The organism is Methylomagnum ishizawai (assembly GCF_019670005.1).
Lineage (GTDB): Bacteria > Pseudomonadota > Gammaproteobacteria > Methylococcales > Methylococcaceae > Methylomagnum > Methylomagnum ishizawai.
This window is the reverse complement of sequence record NZ_AP019783.1, coordinates 4,175,875-4,194,466: the sequence shown is the minus strand read 5'-3', so window position 1 is coordinate 4,194,466 and position 18,592 is coordinate 4,175,875. Positions and strand designations below refer to the sequence as shown.

Genomic DNA, 18,592 nt, shown 5'->3' with positions numbered 1-18,592 from the left:
TTCGGGTGGAAGATATGCCTAGGGTTACAGTTTTGATGCCGGTCTATAATGGTGGGGAATTCCTGCGACCGGCCATCGAAAGCGTTATCGGACAGACTTATACCGATTTCGAGTTTTTGATTATCGACGATGGCTCCACGGATTCCAGTTTCGCGGTGTGCCAGGAATACCGGGACCGGCGCATCCGCTTGGTCAGGAATGAAGCCAACCTGGGTTTGATCGCGACCTTGAACAAGGGTTTGGAGTTATGCGAGGGCGAGTTCATCGCCCGCATGGACTGCGACGATATTTGTCTGCCCTGGCGTTTGGAAAAGCAATTGGCCTTTTTGGACGCGCATCCCGATATCGGTATCTGCGGGACGTGGTTCGAGAAATTCTATGGGAATTGTTCCCAGATCATGCGGGTGCCGGTGGAGGATGCCCATATCCGGTTTTCCCTGGTGATGGACAACGCCTTTGGCCATAACACCATCCTCATGCGGCGGGAAGTTTTGGAACGGCATGGCCTGCGCTACGACCCGGATTACCGCTACGCCGAGGATTATGAATTCTGGGTGCGCTGTTCGGCCCATACCCGCCTCGCCAACCTGCCCGAGGTGATGGTGCGCTACCGCTACCATCCCGGCAACACCAGCAACCGCTTCCGGCGCGAACAGGGCGCGACCGCCGACCGGGTCCGGCGGCGGCAGTTCGAGCGCCTGGGGCTGGCCTTGGACGAGGACACGCTGGCCCTGTTCAACAGCTTGGTCAAATTCGAGTTCCGGGGCGATTTGCGGCGCCTGGCCCAGGCCGGTTCGGGGTTGGTGGCGCTGGCCGACCGGGTCGCGGACCGGCTGGGGATTCCGAGGGCCTTCGCCTACCGCAAGCTCGGCCCGCATTGGTACGGGGCTTGCGGCAGCTTGGCGGACGAAGGCTTGCGGGTGTGGAGTTTGTTCCTCTCGACGCCGATAGGCCGGAGGGCGCTGTGGACCTGGGGCTGGAAGCTGTTGGCCCGCTGCGCGGCGCACCGGCCCATCACCGGGCCGGGCCTGGGGGAAGGGCTATGAGGCTGGTCCTGCTGATCCCCGCGCTGGGCGCGGGCGGCGCGGAGCGGGTGATGTCGCTGATGGCGAACCACTGGGCCGGGCGGGGTTGGGATATCCGCCTCCTGACCCTGGACGACGGGGCGCGGCCGCCGTTCTTCCCCTTGCACGAAGAGGTCCGGCACCGGCCCTTGGGCTTGTTGCGGGATTCCGCCAACCCGGTCCAGGCCGTTTGGAACAACGCGCGGCGGCTCCTGGGGCTGCGGGCGGCGATCCGCGCCGAGCGGCCCGAGGCCGTCATCAGCTTCCTCGACACCACCAACGTCCTGTGCTTGCTGGCGACCCTGGGCCTGGGCCTGCCGGTGGTGGTGTCCGAACACACCAATCCCGAGCGCTATTGGCTGAAGCCGATATGGCACCGGCTGCGGCGCTGGGTCTATCCCCTGGCCCACCGGGTGGTGGTGCTGACGCCCCGCACGATGGAGTTTTTCCCGGTTTCGCTGCGCCCGAAATTACGGGTGGTCCCCAATCCCGTGGTTCCGTCCGCGGTCGGGGGCCGGGTCGATATTCCCCTGCCCGCGGGCCGTTTGATCGTCGCCTTGGGGCGCTTGGTGGAGTCGAAGGGCTTCGACCTCTTGCTTGAGGCGTTCGCCCGCTTGGGTCCGCGCTATCCTGACTGGTCCTTGCTCATCCTGGGCGAGGGTCCGGCCCGGGCCGGGCTGGAAGCCTTGCGCGGACGCTTGGGGCTCGACGGGCGGGTGGGTTTGCCGGGATGGGTGTCCCGTCCCGAGACGGTGCTGGGCCGGGCCGATTTGTTCGTGCTGTCCTCGCGTTTCGAGGGCTTCCCGATGGCGCTATGCGAGGCCATGGCGGCGGGGGTGGCGGTGGTCGCGGCGGATTGCCCGACCGGCCCGCGCGAAATCGTCCGCGACGGCGTCGATGGGCTGTTGGTGCCCGCCGAGGACGCCGCCGCCCTGGCGGTGGCGATGGAGCGGCTGATGGCCGATGGGGAGGAACGGCGGCGGTGCGCGGCGCGGGCGGTCGAGGTGGTCGAACGGTTCGGCATGGACCGGATCATGGCGCTGTGGGAGGCGGCGCTCGAAGGGTGTGGCGGTTTGCCCCGAACGGGGTTATGAGGGTATGGGAATGAAGTATAAAAGTGTACTCGTCGTGACTTATGGGCGGAGCGGATCCACGCTGTTGCAGGGGGTTTTGAATGGCATTCCCGGCTGTTTGGTCCGGGGCGAGAATTATAATTTCATCTTCGACCTGTATTCCGCCCATGCCAAGCTGGTCGCGGCCAGAGTGAAAAAAGGCGAAAAACCCTCGAATTCCTGGTACGGGGCTGGATTGCTGGACGATGAATTATTCCTCCGCGACACCACCGACCTGATCCGGCGGCTATTGCTGGCCGACCGCGCCGGGGACGCCTCGGTCCGGGCCTATGGCTTCAAGGAAATCCGCTATTTCCAGGTCGTGGACCGGTTGGAGGGGTATTTGGATTTCCTGGGCCGGGTTTTCCCGGAGGTGGCTTTCGTTTTCCTCACCCGTGATTTGGACGAGGTATTGCAATCGGGATGGTGGGTATTCGCCAATCCTTGGAAAACCAAGCGATCCTTGCTGCGCTTCGAGCAAAAATGCGCCGATTACCGCGCCGGGAAAGCCAATTGCTTCCATGTGGATTACCGGGACATGGTGGAGAAAACCCCCAGGTTCCGGGAAATGTTCGCCTTCCTGGGCGTGGACTACGATCCCGCCGTGGTCGATGGGATACTGGCCGTGCGCCATAGTTATCCGGGCGGGCGGGAAGTGCCGCGTTGGCGGCGGCTACTCCATTATTACCGGGAGAAATGGCGGGGCGTGAACACCGACGGGTCGGCCCCATGAAAATCATCCTGTTCATCCGGGCCTTGACCGTCGGCGGGGCCGAGCGGCGGGCTGCCTTGCTGGCCAGGGAACTGCGCGGGCGCGGCCATGATGCCAAGGTCGTGGTGTATTACGGCGGCGGTGCCTTGGAGGACGACTTGCACGCGGCGGGCGTGCCCTTGATCGTGGTCGGTAAAAGCGGGCGTTGGGATGTGTTCGGTTTCCTGTGGCGGCTGGTCCGCGTCCTGCGGCGGGAACGGCCCGATGTGGTGTATTCCTGGCTGCCGTCCTCGAACCTCCTGGCCTTGGCGCTCAAACCTTTCGTGCCGGGGACCGCGCTGGCCTGGGCGATCTGCGCCTCGAACCTGGACTTGAGCCACTACGATGGCTTGTCGCGCTGGGCCGTGCGGGCGGAGGCGTGGGCCTCGCGCTTCGTGGCGTGCAGCATCGCCAATTCCCAGGCGGGCCGGAATCACGCCATCGGCTCGGGTTTCCCGGCGGATCGCCTCAAGGTGGTGCCGAACGGCATCGACACCGCCCGCTTCCATCCCGACCGGGCCTTGGGCCTGCCGCTACGCGCCGGATGGGGCGTGGACCCGGCGCAGACCTTGATCGGCTTGGTCGGGCGGCTCGATCCCATGAAGGGCCATCCGGTGTTCCTGCGGGCGGCGGCGCGGTTGGCCGCGGGCCATCCCGAAGCGCGGTTCGTCTGCGTCGGCGATGGCGCGGCGGATTACCGCCTCGGCCTCCACGCCCTGGCGACGGAACTGGGCCTCGATGGCAAACTGGTCTGGGCCGGTACCCGCGTCGATATGCCGGAGGTCTACAACGCCCTGGATATCGCCGTGTCCGCCTCGTCCTATGGCGAGGGTTTGTCGAATATGCTGGGCGAGGCGATGGCCTGCGGCCTGCCTTGCGTGGCGACGGCGGTGGGCGATTCGGCCTGGGTGGTGGGCGACACCGGCATCGTGGTCCCTCCCGAGGCACCGGAAGCCCTGGCCGAAGCCCTGGCGGCGCTGCTGCGGTTGCGGACGGAGCAAGGCCCGGCACTGGCGCGGGCGGCGCGGCGACGCATCGTGGACCGGCTCAGCGTCGAGGCCATGGTGGGCGGCACCCTGGCCGAATTGGAGGCGCTGTCTTGACCCGCGTTTGCCATATCATCAGCGGGTTGGGCACCGGCGGGGCCGAGATGATGCTTTATAACCTCGTCGGGCGGATGGACCGCTCGCGCTTCGATGTGGCGGTGATTTCGCTGCTGGACCGGGGCGATCTGGGCGGGCGGATCGAGCGGACCGGGACGCAGGTGCGGGTATTGGGCATGAAGCGCGGAATCCCCACGCCCACCGCGCTGTGGCGGCTGCGCAAGCAACTCAAGGCGCTGCGCCCGGAGGTGATCCAGGGCTGGATGTATCACGGCAATCTGGCGGCGACGCTGGGTGCCGCCCTGGTCGGCGGCGATATCCCGGTGGTGTGGGGCATCCATCATTCGCTGTACGACCTCGGCCAGGAGCGTTTTTTAACCCGGCAGGTGGTCCGGCTCGGTGTCCGGCTGTCCCGGAGTCCGGCGGCGACGGTCTATGTCAGTCGCCTGGGGGCCGGACAGCACGCGGCTTTCGGTTTCGATAATACGAGGGCGCGGGTGATCCCGAACGGCTTCGATGGCGAGCGGTTCCAACCCGACCCGGCGACCCGCAGGGCGGTGCGCGCCGAACTGGGTCTGGACCGGGACGCGGTCCTGGTCGGCCTGTTCGCCCGCTATCATCCGATGAAGGACCATGGCAATTTGCTCCGCGCCGCCGCCCGCTTGATCGGCAGCCAGCCCCAGGCCCGTTTTCTCTTGGCCGGTACCCAGGTGGACGCGGCCAATCCCGAACTCCGCGGCCAGATCGACCGGCTCGGCCTGCAAGACAAGGTGATCCTCTTGGGCGAGCGCCGCGATATTCCGCGCTGGATGGCCGGGCTGGATATCCTGTGCATGAGTTCCTCGCATGGCGAAGCCTTCCCCATGGTGGTGGGCGAGGCCATGGCGTCCGGGGTGCCCTGTGTCGTGACCGATGTGGGCGATGCCGGGGGGTTGGTGGGCGACACGGGCCGGGTGGTGCCGCCCAGGGACGCCGAAGCCTTGGCCGCCGCGCTGGCCGCCCTGGTCGCGCTGAGGCCGGAACAGCGGCTGGCGTTGGGCTTGGCGGCGCGGCGGCGGGTGCTGGACCATTTTTCGCTGGACGGCGTGGTCGGCGAATACCAAGCCCTTTATCAAGCCCTGGCCCGGCCCCGCTAAAGCATTTCCGGGGTGGGTGTGCGGTCGTGGCGCATCGGTTGGAGTCCAACGCTTGCTTTGGAATACGCCCAGCCGCCCCCCAATCCACAGCCAGCTTTGAACGCCCAAACACCGACAGCCCCATCGCTTTCCCCTCCTCAACCATCTAACGAGAGCAACCTTCCATGTGCGGATTCGCCGGCTTCCTGGACCGTTCCGAAAACACCTCCGCCGAGGACTTGGCCGCCATCGCGGGCCGCATGGCCGCTACCCTGGTCCATCGCGGTCCCGACGATGGCGGGGTGTGGACCGACGCCTTTTCCGGTTTGGCGCTGGGCCACCGGCGTTTGTCCATCCTCGATTTGTCGGCGGCGGGGCACCAGCCCATGCTGTCGCGGGGAGGGCGCTACGTGGTGGCGTTCAACGGGGAAATCTACAACCACCTGGACTTGCGCCGGGAACTGGAGGGCGGGGGGATGGTACCGGACCATCCCTTGTTCGACGCGCCCGCCGAGGCGTTCGCCATCCCGGCCAAGGCGGGTTGGCGCGGCCATTCCGATACCGAAACCCTGTTGGCGGCGGTGGAAGCCTGGGGCGTGGGCGAGGCGCTGAAGCGATGCGTGGGTATGTTCGCCTTCGCGTTGTGGGACCGGCATGACCGGGTGTTGTACCTGGCCCGCGACCGGCTGGGCGAAAAACCGCTGTATTACGGTTGGCAGGACGGGATGTTGCTGTTCGGCTCGGAACTCAAGGCGTTCAAGCCGCATCCCGCCTTCAAGGCCGAAATCGACCGTTCCGCCCTGAGCTTGCTGCTGCGGTATGGCTATATCCCGGCCCCCTACACCATCTACCAAGGCATCAAGAAACTCCCGCCCGGCACCTTCATCGCCCTGAGCGCCCGCCGCCAGGAGGGCGTGCCGGTGTCGTATTGGAGCGCCCGCGATGTGGCTTTGCGCGGCCAGATGCAGCCCTTCGCCGGGACCGGGGCCGAGGCGGTCGAAACCCTGGATGGCCTGCTGCGGCAAGCGGTGGCCGGGCAGATGCTGGCCGATGTGCCCTTGGGCGCGTTCTTGTCGGGCGGTTTCGATTCCTCGACCGTGGTGGCCCTGATGCAGGCGCAATCATCCCGGCCGGTGCGGACCTTCAGCATCGGTTTCCACGAAACCGGCTACAACGAGGCCGGACACGCCAAGGCCGTGGCCGCGCACCTGGGCACCGACCATACCGAACTCTATGTCACCCCCGAACAAGCCATGGCGGTGATTCCCAATCTGCCGACCCTGTACGACGAGCCGTTCGCCGATTCTTCGCAGATTCCCACCTTCCTGGTATCGCAACTGGCCCGTGGGCAGGTCACGGTGAGCCTGTCGGGCGATGGTGGCGACGAGGTGTTCTGTGGCTATGCCCGCTATCCCTCGGCGGTGAATGTGTGGCGGCGGATCGGCTATGTGCCATCGCCTGTCCGGGCCGCGGTCGCCGCCGCCGCGACCGTGGTGCCGCCGCATTGGTGGGATGCCTTGTTCCGGGGGGTGGGGTTCGCGCTGCCGGGGGGGCTGCGGGCCGCGACGCCCGGCGACAAGCTCCGCAAGCTGGCCCTGCTGTTCCGGGCGCGGCAGCCGGAGGAGGTTTACCGGGAACTGGTTTCGCAATGGAAGGAACCGGCCCGCGTGGTGCGCGGCGCGGCAGAGCCGGGGACGGTGCTGGACGATCCGGCGCAATGGCCGCGCTTGCGCGAGTTCGAGCATCGCATGATGTTCCTCGATACCGTGAGTTACCTGCCGGACGATATTTTGGTGAAGGTGGACCGCGCCGCCATGGGCGTGAGCCTGGAGACGCGGGTGCCCTTGCTCGATCACCGGGTGGTGGAATTCGCCTGGAGCCTGCCGGCGTCGATGAAACTGCGCGATGGCGTGGGCAAATGGCCCTTGCGGCAGGTCTTGTACCGCTACGTCCCCAAGGAGTTGATGGACCGGCCCAAGATGGGCTTCGGCGTGCCCATCGATCAGTGGTTGCGCGGCCCGCTCAAGGACTGGGCCGGGGCGCTGCTCGACCGCAAGCGCCTGAAACAGGAAGGTTATTTCAATGCCGCGCTGGTCCACGAGAAGTGGACGCAGCATCTCGCGGGGCGGCGCGATTGGTCTTATTACCTGTGGGATGTGCTGATGTTCCAGGCGTGGCGGGAGGCCAATCCTTGAACCGGCGGCTGTTGTTCTTCTGCACGGAAGATTGGTTCGTCTGTTCGCACTGGCTGCCGCAGATCGCCGCCGCGCAGCGGGCGGGCTACGAAGTGCATGTCGCGACCCGTGTGCGCGGGCATGGCGCGATGATCGAGGCCACCGGGGCGAAGCTGGTGCCGCTCGACCTGTCGCGGCGTGGTATGAATCCGCTGGCGGAATTCAAATTGCTGTTCGGCCTGGTCCGGCTGTATCGCCGCCTGCGCCCCGACCTGGCCCACCATGTCGCCATGAAGCCGATGGTCTACGGCACGCTCGCCGCCCGCATCGCCAATACCCCCGCCATCGTCAACTACATGGCCGGGCTGGGCTGGCTGTTCACCGCCGACAGCGCCCAGGCCCGGCTGTTGCGGCCTGGGGTGCGCTGGACCTTGGGGCGGTTGTTGGCGGCGGGGCGGGTGATCGTCGAGAACCCGGACGACGCGGCCCAGGTGTTGGCCTTGGGCGTGGAATCCGGGCGTTTGCACCGGATACGCGGGGCCGGGGTGGATTTGGCCGTGTTCAGCCCCAGGCCGGAAGCGGAGGGCGTGCCCTTGGTGGTGTTGCCGGCCCGGATGCTATGGACCAAGGGCGTGGGCGAATTCGTGGCGGCGGCGCGGCAATTGAAGGCCGCGGGCGTGGCGGCGCGGTTCGCCCTGGTCGGCGACCCCGACCCCGAGAATCCCGCCAGCGTGCCACAGGAACAACTCGAAGCCTGGGCCGAGGAAGGCGCGGTGGAGTGCTGGGGGCGGCGCGGGGATATGCCGGAGGTGTTGGCCGAGGCCCATATCGTCTGCCTGCCGTCCTACCGCGAGGGCTTGCCCAAGGCTTTGATCGAGGCCGCCGCCGCCGGGCGGGCCATCGTCACCACCGACACCCCCGGTTGCCGGGAAGTGGTGGCGGCGGGCGATAACGGGTTGTTGGTCCCGGCCCGGGACGGGGCGGCCTTGGCGGAAGCCTTGCGGGCACTCATCGCCGATCCCGGCTCGCGGCGGCGGATGGGACGGCGCGGGCGGGAAATCGCCGAAGCGGAGTTCGCGGTGGAGCGGATCGTGGCGGAGACCTTGGCGGTCTATCGGGCCTTCTCCGCCTGAAGCACGCGGGGCGCCTTCCGGTCCAACAATTCCTGGATCGCCGCCGCCACCGCCCCCGCCGGGTCGGGCGGCGTATAGGTCCAGGGCTCGAAACCGCCGTCCAGATGCCGGGCCGCGCCATATTCGAGCAACTTGCCGACGATGGCGCGGTGGAAACTTTCGGTGGCGCTCTCGGCCAGGTCCACCAACAAGGGTTTGCCGGTATGGCTGGCCTCGGAACACATCGAGATCGAATCCCCGGTGGCGATGAACACATCGCCCTCCGCCAGCAGGGCCGGATACAGTCCGGGGTCCTGCCGCCAGTCGAAGCAACGGCGATCCAGGCCGTCGAATTCCGCCAACAGCGCCGCCCAGGCGTCCGCCGGGGTGCGGCGGCTGTTGGTCGCCACCAGGCTTCCGCCCAGGGATTCCACCACCCGCCGCGTCTTGCGGCCCAGCGCCTGGGCGTGCGCCACGTCGAAGCCCGCGCAATAACGGGTGTTCCCGCCCACCAGCAAGCCCACCAGGGGCCGTTCCAGTCCCGCGAACCTGTCGGCGTGCGCCCGCCGCGCCGCTTCCAACCGCGCCGGGTTGAGCTTATGGGCGACGCCCAAGGTGGTCACGACCTTGTCGCCCTGGATTTGTGGCGAGGCGATCAGGTCGTATTCGTGGAGCCGCGGATCGGGCGGGTCCGGTAGGATCGAAGCCAGGAAGACGTTCAGCAGGCGGCCATCGAAGTCGTGCCGGAGGTCGGCGACGGGGCCGAGGGTATCTTCGCCGGTGCCGCTCAACAGCACCAGGGACCGTTCGCCCCCCGCCCCGCAGGCGAGTTGGTAGCGCGCCCTGAGCATCCGGGCGTATGCCGCCGCGTCGGTGCCGGGGAGCGGGATGGTGTCATAGCCGTAGCCCAGGCGTTCGGCCACGCCGACGCGGGCACCGAGTTCGCCGGTATAGGCGCTGTCCAAGACCCAGACCAGCGGTTCGGCGGCGGGCGGGGCGGGGGGCTGGATGGGTTTGCTCATGGGGAGGTCGGGGGGCTAGGGGCCGTGAGGTCCAGCGCGAGGGTCCGCGCCGCCATCGCGCCGTCGGCGATGGCGGCGACCACGGCGGGCAGGGCCGGATTGGCGACATCGCCGATGGCGTAGACGCCGGGCTGGGAGGCGCGGCGTTGCGCATCCACCCGCACATAGCCTTCGGCGTCCAGGTCCAGCCGGGCCAAGGGACCGAGCGCGGCGGGGAAATCGGTGTTGGGGACCAGCCCCGCCCGCACGAATATGCGGTCCACTTCGATGTGGTGCTGTCGGCCTTCCCGGTGGAAATCGATGGCGATGCCGTCGGTGGTGATTTGGAAGGCGTCGAGGGTGGCGCCGGGATGTTCGGCTAACCCGCCCCGCCCGGCCAACGCCCGGACTTCGGCCTGGAAGCGGGCTTGCGCCCTGGGCTGGCCGCGCAGCAGCAAATGGACCTGGGCGGCGCGACCGGCCAGGTCCAGGGCGGTGCAATAGGCGTTGTCGCCGCCGCCCAGCACCGCCGCCCGCAGGCCGGGCTGCGCCAAGGCCGGGTCCAGATGGTCCAGCGGGAAATAGGACACCCGTCCGCTTTCGTGTGCCGCGCCGCCGCCGGGGATGGGGTCCAGCACTTCGCGGCTCCTGGGCCTGAGGCCGGTGGCGACAACCAGGGCGCGGACCGACAGGTTTTCCCGTCCCGCCGGGCCGTCCAGGTCCAGCCGGAACCCGCCGCCCGCCGCCGCGACCGCCACCACGCGGCGGCCCAGCCAGGGTTCGATGCCTTCGTCCCGGACATGCCCGGCATAGCGCGCGGCCAGTTCCGGCCCGGTCTGCCCCGGCAAGCCCAGCACCCAGCGATTCACCCGGTCGAGGCGCAACAATTGCCCGCCGGGTGCCGCGCCGGGATCGATCAATACGGGCCGGAATCCCAGGTGTTTCAGCCACAGGGCGCAGGACAGCCCCGCCGCGCCGCAGCCCAGGATGGCGACGCTATCCGCCGGAGGCCGGGTAGGTTCCATGGAGCGCGGTTTAGGCGGGATATTCGGAAAGCGGCGGCGGTTCGGCGGATTCCATATCGAACACGAAATACAGCCGCTCCGATAGTTCCTCCACGAACAGTAGTCCCACCCGTTTTCGCGCCAGATCGACATGGTGATAAGGCTGGCGGCGGAACACCGTCCCCGGATATCGCGCTTGCAAGAATGGAATGGCCCGGAACAACCCGTCCCAGCCGCCCGCGGTGGATTCGGGCGAGAAGGGCATCAGTTGCCGGAACAGGGTGGCGGGAATCGGATCGTAGATTTCGGCGTTCACGGCAGGGGCTCCCCCAAAAACCATACAGGATTATTTTGATACCGCCCCGAATATAACGGTGGCGGGTAACAGGCCGGTGAAACCGCCGACGGCGAGTCTCCGGGTCCGGGCGTTATTCGGCGGAGCTATCCTGGCCGCCGGCCACCGTCATTTTATCGATCAGGATCGAGCCGGTCCGGGTATTGCCGCGCAAATCCACGTCGCTCCCCACCGCTTGTATCCCGAGGAACATGTCGCGCAGGTTCCCGGCGATGGTGATTTCCTCGACCGGGTATTGGATGACGCCGTTCTCGACCCAGAATCCCGCCGCCCCGCGCGAATAATCCCCCGTCACCAGGTTCACGCCCTGGCCCATCAGATCGGTGACGAGCAGTCCCGTGCCCATCCGCGCCAAGAGTGCCGCGAGGTCCAGTTCGCCCGGCTGTATGACGAGGTTATGCACGCCGCCCGCGTTGCCGGTGGTTTTCATGCCGAGCTTGCGGGCCGAGTAGGTGCTGAGGACGTAGGATTCCAGGATGCCCGCGCTCACCAGGTCGTGCGGCACGGTGCGGACGCCCTCGGCGTCGTAGGGGATGCTGCCCAAAGCCTTGATGAGATGCGGCTCTTCGCGGATGCACACGAAGTCCGGGAAGACCCGCTTGCCCAGATGGTCCAGCAGGAACGAGGATTTGCGGTACAGGTTGCCGCCGCGGATGGCCCCGATGAAATGCCCGAGCAGGGTGGAGGCGATATCCGCCGCGTAGATCACGGGACATTGCCGGGTGGTCAGCGTGCGCGAGCCGAGTTTGCGGATGGCGCGTTCCGCCGCCTTGCGGCCCACGGCCTCGGGGGCTTCGAGGTCGCGGGCGTCGCGGGCCACGGTCCACCAGTCGTCGCGTTGCATTTCCTCGCCGCGCTCGCCGATGACCGAGCAACTCAGGCTGTGGCGGCTGGAAGCGTAGCCGTGCAGGAACCCGAGGCTGTTGCCCATCACCCGCACCCCTTGGAAGGTGTTGAGGCTCGCGCCCTCGGAGTTGGCGATATCGGGATGGTAGCCGCGGGCGGCGTCCTCGCAGGCGACGGCGATGCCGATGGCGGTTTCGGCGTCGGGTTCCCAAGGGTGGTAGACATCGAGGTCGGGGAATTCGGTCGCCAACATGTCCTGGTCGGGAAGCCCCGAGTATGCGTCCTCGGCGGCGTAGCGGGCGATGCGGACGGCGGCTTCGACCGTCTCGCGCATGGCCTCGCGGCTGAGGTCGGTGGTGCTGGCCGAGCCTTTGCGCTGGCCGATGTAGACCGTCAGCCCCAGGCCGCGGCTGCGGTGGTGTTCGACGGTTTCCACCTCGCCCATGCGGGCGGTGACGGAGAGGCCCAGTTCGATGCTGACCCCGGCCTCGGTGCCGGTCGCGCCTTGCTTGGCGGCTTCTTCCAGGCAGTCGGCGACCAGGGATTCGAGGTGGGCGAGTTGGGCTTGGGTGGATGCGGGTAGGTTGGACACGGGGACTCCTGGTGAAATTGATCTTCGTGCGTGCGTGCTTGCTTGGCTGGGTCGAAAAGCGGGGGGTTATTCCTGGGTTATACGCTTTGGAGGCTCAAACCCTGGTCCCGCCCACCGTCAACCCATCCACCCGCAAGGTTGGCTGGCCTACGCCCACCGGCACGCTCTGCCCATCCTTGCCGCAGGTGCCGACGCCGAAATCGAGTTCCAGGTCGTTGCCCACCATGCTGACGCGGGTCAGCACATCGGGACCGTTGCCGATCAGGGTCGCGCCCTTCACCGGGCGGGTGATCTTGCCATCCTCGATCAAATACGCCTCGCTGGCCGAGAACACGAATTTGCCGGAAGTGATATCCACCTGCCCGCCGCCGAAATTCTTGGCGTACAGGCCGTGCTTGACCGAACGCAGGATTTCCTCGGGGTCGTGCTGCCCTGGGAGCATGTAGGTGTTGGTCATGCGCGGCATGGGCAGATGGGCGTAGGACTCGCGGCGGCCATTGCCGGTGGGCGCGACCCCCATCAGCCGGGCGTTGAGCCGGTCCTGCATATAGCCCTTGAGGATGCCGTTCTCGATCAGGGTGGTGCAGTGGGACGGTGTGCCCTCGTCGTCGATAGTGAGGGAACCGCGCCGCTGGGGCAGGGTGCCGTCGTCCACCACGGTGCAGAGCGGCGAGGCCACCCGTTCGCCCACCCGGCCCGAGAAGGCCGAAGTGCCCTTGCGGTTGAAATCGCCTTCGAGGCCGTGGCCGATGGCTTCGTGCAGCAGGATGCCCGGCCAGCCGGAACCCAGCACCACGGTCATGGTGCCCGCCGGGGCTTCCTCGGCTTCGAGGTTGACCAGGGCTTGGCGCACGGCTTCGCGGGCGTAGCCGGACGCCCGGTCGCCTTCCAGGAATTCGCGGTAATCGGTGCGGCCGCCGCCGCCGCAACTGCCTTGTTCGCGCCGGCCGTCCTGCTCCACGATCACGCTGACATTGAGCCGCACCAAGGGCCGCACATCGCCGTGCATCGCGCCGTCCTGACCGATCACCATCACCACGTCGTGGCAGCCGGTGAGGCTCACGAACACCTGTTCGACCCTGGGGTCGAGCTGGCGGCATTCCTGGTCCAGCCGCTTGAGGAGGGCGATCTTTTCCTCTTCCGGCAGGGATTGCAGCGGATCGATGGGAAGATAAAGCGCGGGCGGGCGTTCCACCGTGGTGATGGCGCGTTGGCCTTCGTTGCCCAGCCGGGCGATGGCGCGGGCGTTCTTGGCGGCTTCGACCAGGGTCGGGAGGGCGATCTCGTCGCTGTAGGCGAAGCCGGTCTTTTCGCCCGACACGGCGCGGACCCCGGCTCCTTGTTCGATGCTGTGGCTGCCTTCCTTGACGATGCCGTCCTCCAGCGCCCAGGATTCATAGCGGGTGCTTTGCAGGTAGACATCGGCGGCGTCCACGTTCGCGCCGAGCAGGTGGCCCATGACCCGGTCGAGGTCGCCCTCGGCGAGACCGGCGGGTTCGAGGAGGGTGTATTGGGCGATGGCGATGGGGTCTTGCATGAGAGTGGCGATTGGTTGGTGGTTAGCGATGGGTGGCGGGCGGAGGGGAGGGCTTTGCTCGCCGCTCGTCGCCACGCGCCACTTTGAATTCAGCGGCAAAAGAGCTTGATGTGTTCCAGGGCCGGGAAGGCGCTGCGGACCTTGTCCAAGCGGTCGCGGTCGTATTCGGCCAGGACCACGCCCGCGCCCTGGGCTTGGCGGGCCAGGACCACGCCCCAGGGGTCCACGATCATGCTGTTGCCGTAGGTTTCGCGGCCATTCAGGTGGAAACCGCCCTGGTTGGCCGCGATGGTGTAGCACAGGTTCTCGACCGAGCGGGCGCGGACCAGGATTTCCCAATGGGCCGCGCCGGTGCGGGCGGTGAAGGCCGAGGGCACGGCCAGGATGTCCATGCCGACGGCGGACATCTGCCGGTATAGTTCCGGGAAACGGAGGTCGTAGCACACCGTGAGGCCCAGCCGCCCGAACGGCGTGTCCATCACCAGGGCGTTCTCGCCGGCCTCGATGGTGGCGGATTCCTTGTAATGCTCCTCGGTGCCGGGCACGCTGACATCGAACAGGTGGATCTTGTCGTAGCGGCCCACGCGCTGGCCCTTGTCGTCGTGGACCACGCAGGCGGCGCGGACCTTGCCCGGCGCTTGGCCCCGGATCGGAAGGGTGCCGCCGACCAGCCAGATTTTATGGCGCTCGGCGGTCCTGGCCAGGAAATCCTGGATCGGTCCCTTGCCATCGTCCTCGCCCGCTTCCAGCTTGTCGCTATCCTGCTTGCCCATCAGGGCGAAATTCTCCGGCAGCACCACCAAGCGCGCGCCCTGTTGGGCGGCTTTTTCGATCAGCCGTCCGGCCTCGATCAGGTTGGAACCCACGTTGGGGCCGGAAGCCATTTGGATGGCGGCGAAGAGCGCTTTTCTCATCGGGATTGTTCCTCTTGCTGGGGGCCGAAACCGGATAGGTCCTTGATGCCGCCCCAAGCCCGGTCTAGCACATCGAGCGGCATATAATCATGGTTGACGCGGGTGATCGTGGGATGTTCCCAGGGGCCGCGCAGGGCGTAGTGGGTGGCGGCGATGTGTTCGACCTGTTCGCCGATCAGCCGTTGGGCCACCAGCATCGCCGCGCCGACCGCCGGCCCGCCCGCCAGCGCGCCCGCGATGGGCAGGGCCACCGCGGTATGCGGGATGACCGTCACGGTTTGGTCCATATCCTTGGAGGCCAAACCGATGCGGCCATTGACCAGTATCTTGGCCGAGACGGCGTCGATCAACAGACCTTCCGTGATCGCCTGGCCCCCACCGAGTTTAAAGGTTCCGGCGCTGCCGTCATAGGCCAGCCCCTCGCCGAACAAATCGCTGAAATCGAGGCTGAGCCGCCGCCATAGGGTGTTCAAGTTTAACATACCGATCATCCGTCCCAGGCCCGGCTCGACCTTGAGCAAACTGCCCTTGCCGAGGCTCAGCTTGAGGCTTCCGGCCATCGCCGCCGCCGCGTAGTGCTGGGGCGAACCGGGCCAATCCAGCGTGAATTGGGCGTCGGTCTGGGTTTCCCGCACATGGCCGCCCTGGCCGACGCGGGCCAGGAAATCGCCCAGGTTGTCGATGTGGAGCTTGCCTTCCAGATGGGTGCTGGCGGGGCGGGCCGGGGTGCGGGTCCAATCGCCCCGCAGTTCCAGCGCGTGGCCTTCGGTCTTGAGCGAGAGTTTCCTGATGACCATGCCGTGGGCGTGGCGCTCGGTGGCGAAGTCGAGCGGGCCGAGTTCGGCATTGCGCCAATAGAGCTTGTCGGCATGCAGCTTGAGGCTGGGCAGGGTGGCGGGATCGATTTCCGGGGGGTCGGCGGCGGGGCGGGCGGCGGGCGGCGGCTTGGGGGCGTCGGCGGGCTTGGGGATTTTCAAGGATTCCAGCTTGAAATCCACGAGGTCCGGCGTCGCGCTGATGTCGCCCTTGGCATAGGCGCTGTAGAGATGGCCTTGCCAGCGCCCGCCTTCTTGCTTCAGCCGCAGCGAGGCGGGACCGAGCGGGGTGTCCTTCCACAGCAATTGGCCGCAATGCAGGTTCAGTTCCCGCAGTGGGAAGGCGGGGTCGCCACCCGCGTCGCCGCCGTCGGCAAGCGTCCGCTCCCACCAGTCGTGCCAGGCGCTGGCGTCCCATTCGTCCAGATGCAGATAAAGGCCCAGACCCGCCGCGCCGCCCGTGGCGGGCAAGGGCTGGCCGAGGGCGAGGTCGGCGCTGTCCAGCTTGAAGCCGCGCCCCAGGCGGTCCGCCGCCAGTTGCGCCTGGGCTTTGACCTCCGCGCCATAGGCCAGCTTGACCGGGATCGGCATCCCGGTTTGGAGGCGGGTTTCCAGCGTGAGCGGGCGTTCGGCCTGTGCCGGCTTGCCCAGGGGCGCGGGCAAATCCAGGGCCACGCCCTTGAGGTCGGATTGGAGCGCGAGCCGGAGCGGGGCGCTCTTGGCGTCCAGGCTTGCCGGGAAACGCAGGTCCAGCCGGTAGCCCAGCGTGCCTTGGGCGGGGTTCCAGGCGGGCGAGGGGAATTGCTTTTGTAGTTCGGCGATGGGGGCGCTGCCGTTGACCGCGAGCGCGATATCCTGGTGTTCGTCGGCCACGGCGACCGTGGCGGGACCGTCCAGGATGCGGGCCTGGAGGCGGTCGGCGTGGATGCCCCCGGCGTTGAAGTGCAGCAGGCCCTCGATGGACTCCACCCCGAGCTTGGGATCGCGCAGGCGGAACCCGGCCCGGTGCAAATCCGCCGTGCCGGTGACGACGGTGGGTTCGGTGGGCGAATCCAGCGGGGCGAACAGGTCCAGGCTGATATCGGCCTCGCCCGAGACCTCGGCGATGCGGCGGAGCCGTTCGGGTATCCGCCGCAGCGGCGAATGGGCCAGGAACTCCAGGCTGTCGGCCACTCCGGCGCGGGCCTTGCCGGTCAGGGTGAGCCGGGTATCGCGCAGCAGGTCGGGGATGTCGGCGTGGACCTCGACGATGCGGCCGGCGCCGATCTGCCCGCCCTGGGCCGTGCCGACCACGCCGGGGCCGCGGAAGGCGACATGGGCGCTGGCCTCGGTCACGGGTGGCCAATCCGGGCTGAAACGCAGCTTGACGTGGTCGGCGTCGAACTCGGTCTGGAACACGCCCTCGCCATGGTAGAACGGGAAGTCGTCGACGAAGCCGCTGAACAACATATCGGCCTGGGGGATGCGCCCGCCTTCCAGGGCTTGTTCCAACCAGCGGCAGGTGGCGGACATCATGGCGCAGGGCAGGTAGCCCGCGAGCCGGGCCGCGTCCACCTCGCTCAGGCGGGCCAGGAGTTCGAGGAAGGGCGCTTGGTCCGGGCGTTTATAGAGCGCGGCCCGCAGCCGCAGCGCCAGGGCCAAATCCGGGGTCCGGGCCGAGAACCTGGGTAGGTCCAGCCACCAGGCATCGGCGGTTTGTTCCCAGTACAGCCGCGCCTGGGCGGCCAGGAATCCGACCGGATGTTTGAGTTTGAGCCGGGCCAGGGTCAGGCCGTCCAGGGCGAAATCCACCCGGCCCACCGTGTCGGTGCCCCGGAAATCGCCGCTCAAGCCCGCCACGCCGGGGATGTCGTCCCAAGGCTCGAAACCCACATGGTGGAACCGTCCATACACGCCCAGCCGTTCCCCCACCGCCGCGTCCGGGGCGTAGAACAGCCCGGCGTCTTCCAACTGGCCGCGTGGGGCTAGGCCCGCCAGCGCCGCTGTGATTTCCGGGGCCGGTAGCTCCAAGGTCTGTAGCGCCATCGCGATATCGCCCAGGTCCAGATAGGAGGCGGCGGCGGCGACATGGCCCAGCCCGCCGTCGCCGCGCCGGGTGAATGCCAGGGCCAGCCGGGTGGCGGGCCAGGGTTCGCGCAGGGCGGGCCGGAACTGGGCGAGATCCAAGCGCCAGCCGTCCGCTTGGGCCTGCCAATGGAAATGCCCGGCCAGGGAGGCCAGGGACAAGGCCCGTTCGTCCCGCGGGCCGGTATGGCGGACCAAGGTCGGCGCGGCCAGCTTGAGTTCCCCGCTCGCCGCGCCGAGCCCGTCGGCCCAATGCAGCCAAATCCGCGCATCGGCGGTCCCGCTCCGTAGGCCGAGGGCGCTGTCCGGCAACAGGGTTCGCAGCCGGGCGATATCGAGGCCCTGGGTTTCCAGATAGGCCGTGCCGTGCCAGTCCGCGCCGGATTCGCCACAACGGGCATCCAAGACCACGCGCAAGCGTCGGCCCAGGGTTTCCGGCAAATGGATTTCGGCACCGAGGCGGTGGCGGCCTTGCCGGTTATCCAGGCTGAGGTCGGTGCGGCCCAGCTTGAGCGGCGGGGTGGCGGCGCGTTCGTCCTGCCAATCCACCTCCGCGTCGAGGATTTCGATCCGGCCATCGGCCAGCAGCCACGCGGGCGGCGGACCGTCCCCGGTGGGGGCCAGCCCCAGGATGGCGATGCCGCCATCGGCCTTGCGCCGGAGCGAGAGCTTGGGACCGATGATTTCGGCCCGGTCGAAACGCGGCCCGTGGCTGGCGAAGCTGCGGAAGGGGTCGATGTACAGCCGGACCTGGGCGAAGCGCAGCGCCGGCCGGCCTTGCGGGTCGAGGATGTCCAGGCCGGCGATGGCGAGTTCCGGCTTGAGTCCGCGCAGCCGGGCGGAGAGGGTTTCGATATGGACGGGCGCGCCCACCACGGCGGCGAGCTGGGTTTCCAAATGGGACCGATGCGCCGCCACCCGTGGCAGCAGCCAGAACCGCAGATAGCTCAGGCCCAGCGCGATGGCGACGAGTCCGGCCAATCCCAGATGGAAGGCCGTGCGTAGGGCGTGGCGGAACAGCGGTTTCAAGGGG

14 protein-coding genes are annotated in these 18,592 nt (G+C 67.7%); 7 read left to right on the top strand and 7 right to left on the bottom strand.

Going from position 1 to position 18,592, the window contains the following annotated elements; all coding sequences use genetic code 11:
• Positions 1-14 precede the first annotated feature (14 nt).
• From K5658_RS18900 to K5658_RS18870, 7 genes are all read left to right on the top strand, one after another.
• Positions 15-1,046 carry a glycosyltransferase family 2 protein gene (locus K5658_RS18900; RefSeq protein ID WP_281425910.1) on the top strand — a complete coding sequence of 344 codons (1,032 nt, stop codon included), beginning with the start codon at positions 15-17 and terminating at the stop codon, positions 1,044-1,046.
• A complete protein-coding gene (locus tag K5658_RS18895) occupies positions 1,043-2,158 on the top strand; it encodes a glycosyltransferase family 4 protein (protein WP_221064625.1) in 1,116 nt (371 codons plus the stop codon). Before K5658_RS18900 ends, K5658_RS18895 begins: the two co-directional genes overlap by 4 nt.
• A gap of 10 nt (positions 2,159-2,168) precedes the next feature.
• Positions 2,169-2,909, top strand: a complete 741-nt coding sequence (locus tag K5658_RS18890) for a sulfotransferase (protein WP_221064624.1) — start codon at positions 2,169-2,171, stop codon at positions 2,907-2,909.
• Complete coding sequence (locus K5658_RS18885) at positions 2,906-4,030, top strand: glycosyltransferase (protein WP_221064623.1); 1,125 nt, start codon at positions 2,906-2,908, stop codon at positions 4,028-4,030. The genes K5658_RS18890 and K5658_RS18885 overlap by 4 nt, the downstream gene beginning before the upstream one ends.
• A complete protein-coding gene (locus K5658_RS18880; RefSeq protein WP_221064622.1) occupies positions 4,027-5,166 on the top strand; it encodes a glycosyltransferase in 1,140 nt (379 codons plus the stop codon). Before K5658_RS18885 ends, K5658_RS18880 begins: the two co-directional genes overlap by 4 nt.
• A gap of 164 nt (positions 5,167-5,330) precedes the next feature.
• Positions 5,331-7,340: an asparagine synthase (glutamine-hydrolyzing) gene (asnB, locus tag K5658_RS18875; RefSeq protein WP_221064621.1), complete on the top strand. Its 2,010-nt coding sequence runs from the start codon at positions 5,331-5,333 to the stop codon at positions 7,338-7,340.
• Positions 7,337-8,452 carry a glycosyltransferase family 4 protein gene (locus K5658_RS18870; protein ID WP_221064620.1) on the top strand — a complete coding sequence of 372 codons (1,116 nt, stop codon included), beginning with the start codon at positions 7,337-7,339 and terminating at the stop codon, positions 8,450-8,452. Before asnB ends, K5658_RS18870 begins: the two co-directional genes overlap by 4 nt.
• On the opposite strand, the gene K5658_RS18865 is transcribed toward K5658_RS18870, so the two are convergent.
• The 7 genes from K5658_RS18865 to K5658_RS18835 all read right to left on the bottom strand — a co-directional run bounded on the left by K5658_RS18865 (position 8,431) and on the right by K5658_RS18835 (position 18,588).
• Positions 8,431-9,453 carry an ELM1/GtrOC1 family putative glycosyltransferase gene (locus K5658_RS18865; RefSeq protein ID WP_246628501.1) on the bottom strand — a complete coding sequence of 341 codons (1,023 nt, stop codon included), beginning with the start codon at positions 9,451-9,453 and terminating at the stop codon, positions 8,431-8,433. The two genes, K5658_RS18870 and K5658_RS18865, sit on opposite strands and share 22 nt — an antisense overlap.
• Complete coding sequence (locus K5658_RS18860) at positions 9,450-10,457, bottom strand: NAD(P)/FAD-dependent oxidoreductase (RefSeq protein WP_221064619.1); 1,008 nt, start codon at positions 10,455-10,457, stop codon at positions 9,450-9,452. The genes K5658_RS18865 and K5658_RS18860 overlap by 4 nt, the downstream gene beginning before the upstream one ends.
• Positions 10,458-10,467: 10 nt before the next feature.
• Positions 10,468-10,752, bottom strand: a complete 285-nt coding sequence (locus K5658_RS18855; RefSeq protein ID WP_221064618.1) for a hypothetical protein — start codon at positions 10,750-10,752, stop codon at positions 10,468-10,470.
• Positions 10,753-10,864: 112 nt separating this feature from the next.
• A complete protein-coding gene (pmbA, locus tag K5658_RS18850) occupies positions 10,865-12,229 on the bottom strand; it encodes a metalloprotease PmbA (protein WP_221064617.1) in 1,365 nt (454 codons plus the stop codon).
• 94 nt (positions 12,230-12,323) lie between these two features.
• Positions 12,324-13,766, bottom strand: a complete 1,443-nt coding sequence (gene tldD, locus K5658_RS18845) for a metalloprotease TldD (RefSeq protein WP_221064616.1) — start codon at positions 13,764-13,766, stop codon at positions 12,324-12,326.
• 89 nt (positions 13,767-13,855) lie between these two features.
• Positions 13,856-14,680 (bottom strand): carbon-nitrogen hydrolase family protein, encoded by an 825-nt coding sequence (locus tag K5658_RS18840; RefSeq protein WP_246628500.1) that lies wholly within the window; start codon positions 14,678-14,680, stop codon positions 13,856-13,858.
• Positions 14,677-18,588, bottom strand: coding sequence for a YhdP family protein (locus K5658_RS18835; protein WP_221064615.1), 3,912 nt, complete (start codon positions 18,586-18,588; stop codon positions 14,677-14,679). Before K5658_RS18835 ends, K5658_RS18840 begins: the two co-directional genes overlap by 4 nt.
• Positions 18,589-18,592: the final 4 nt, after the last annotated feature.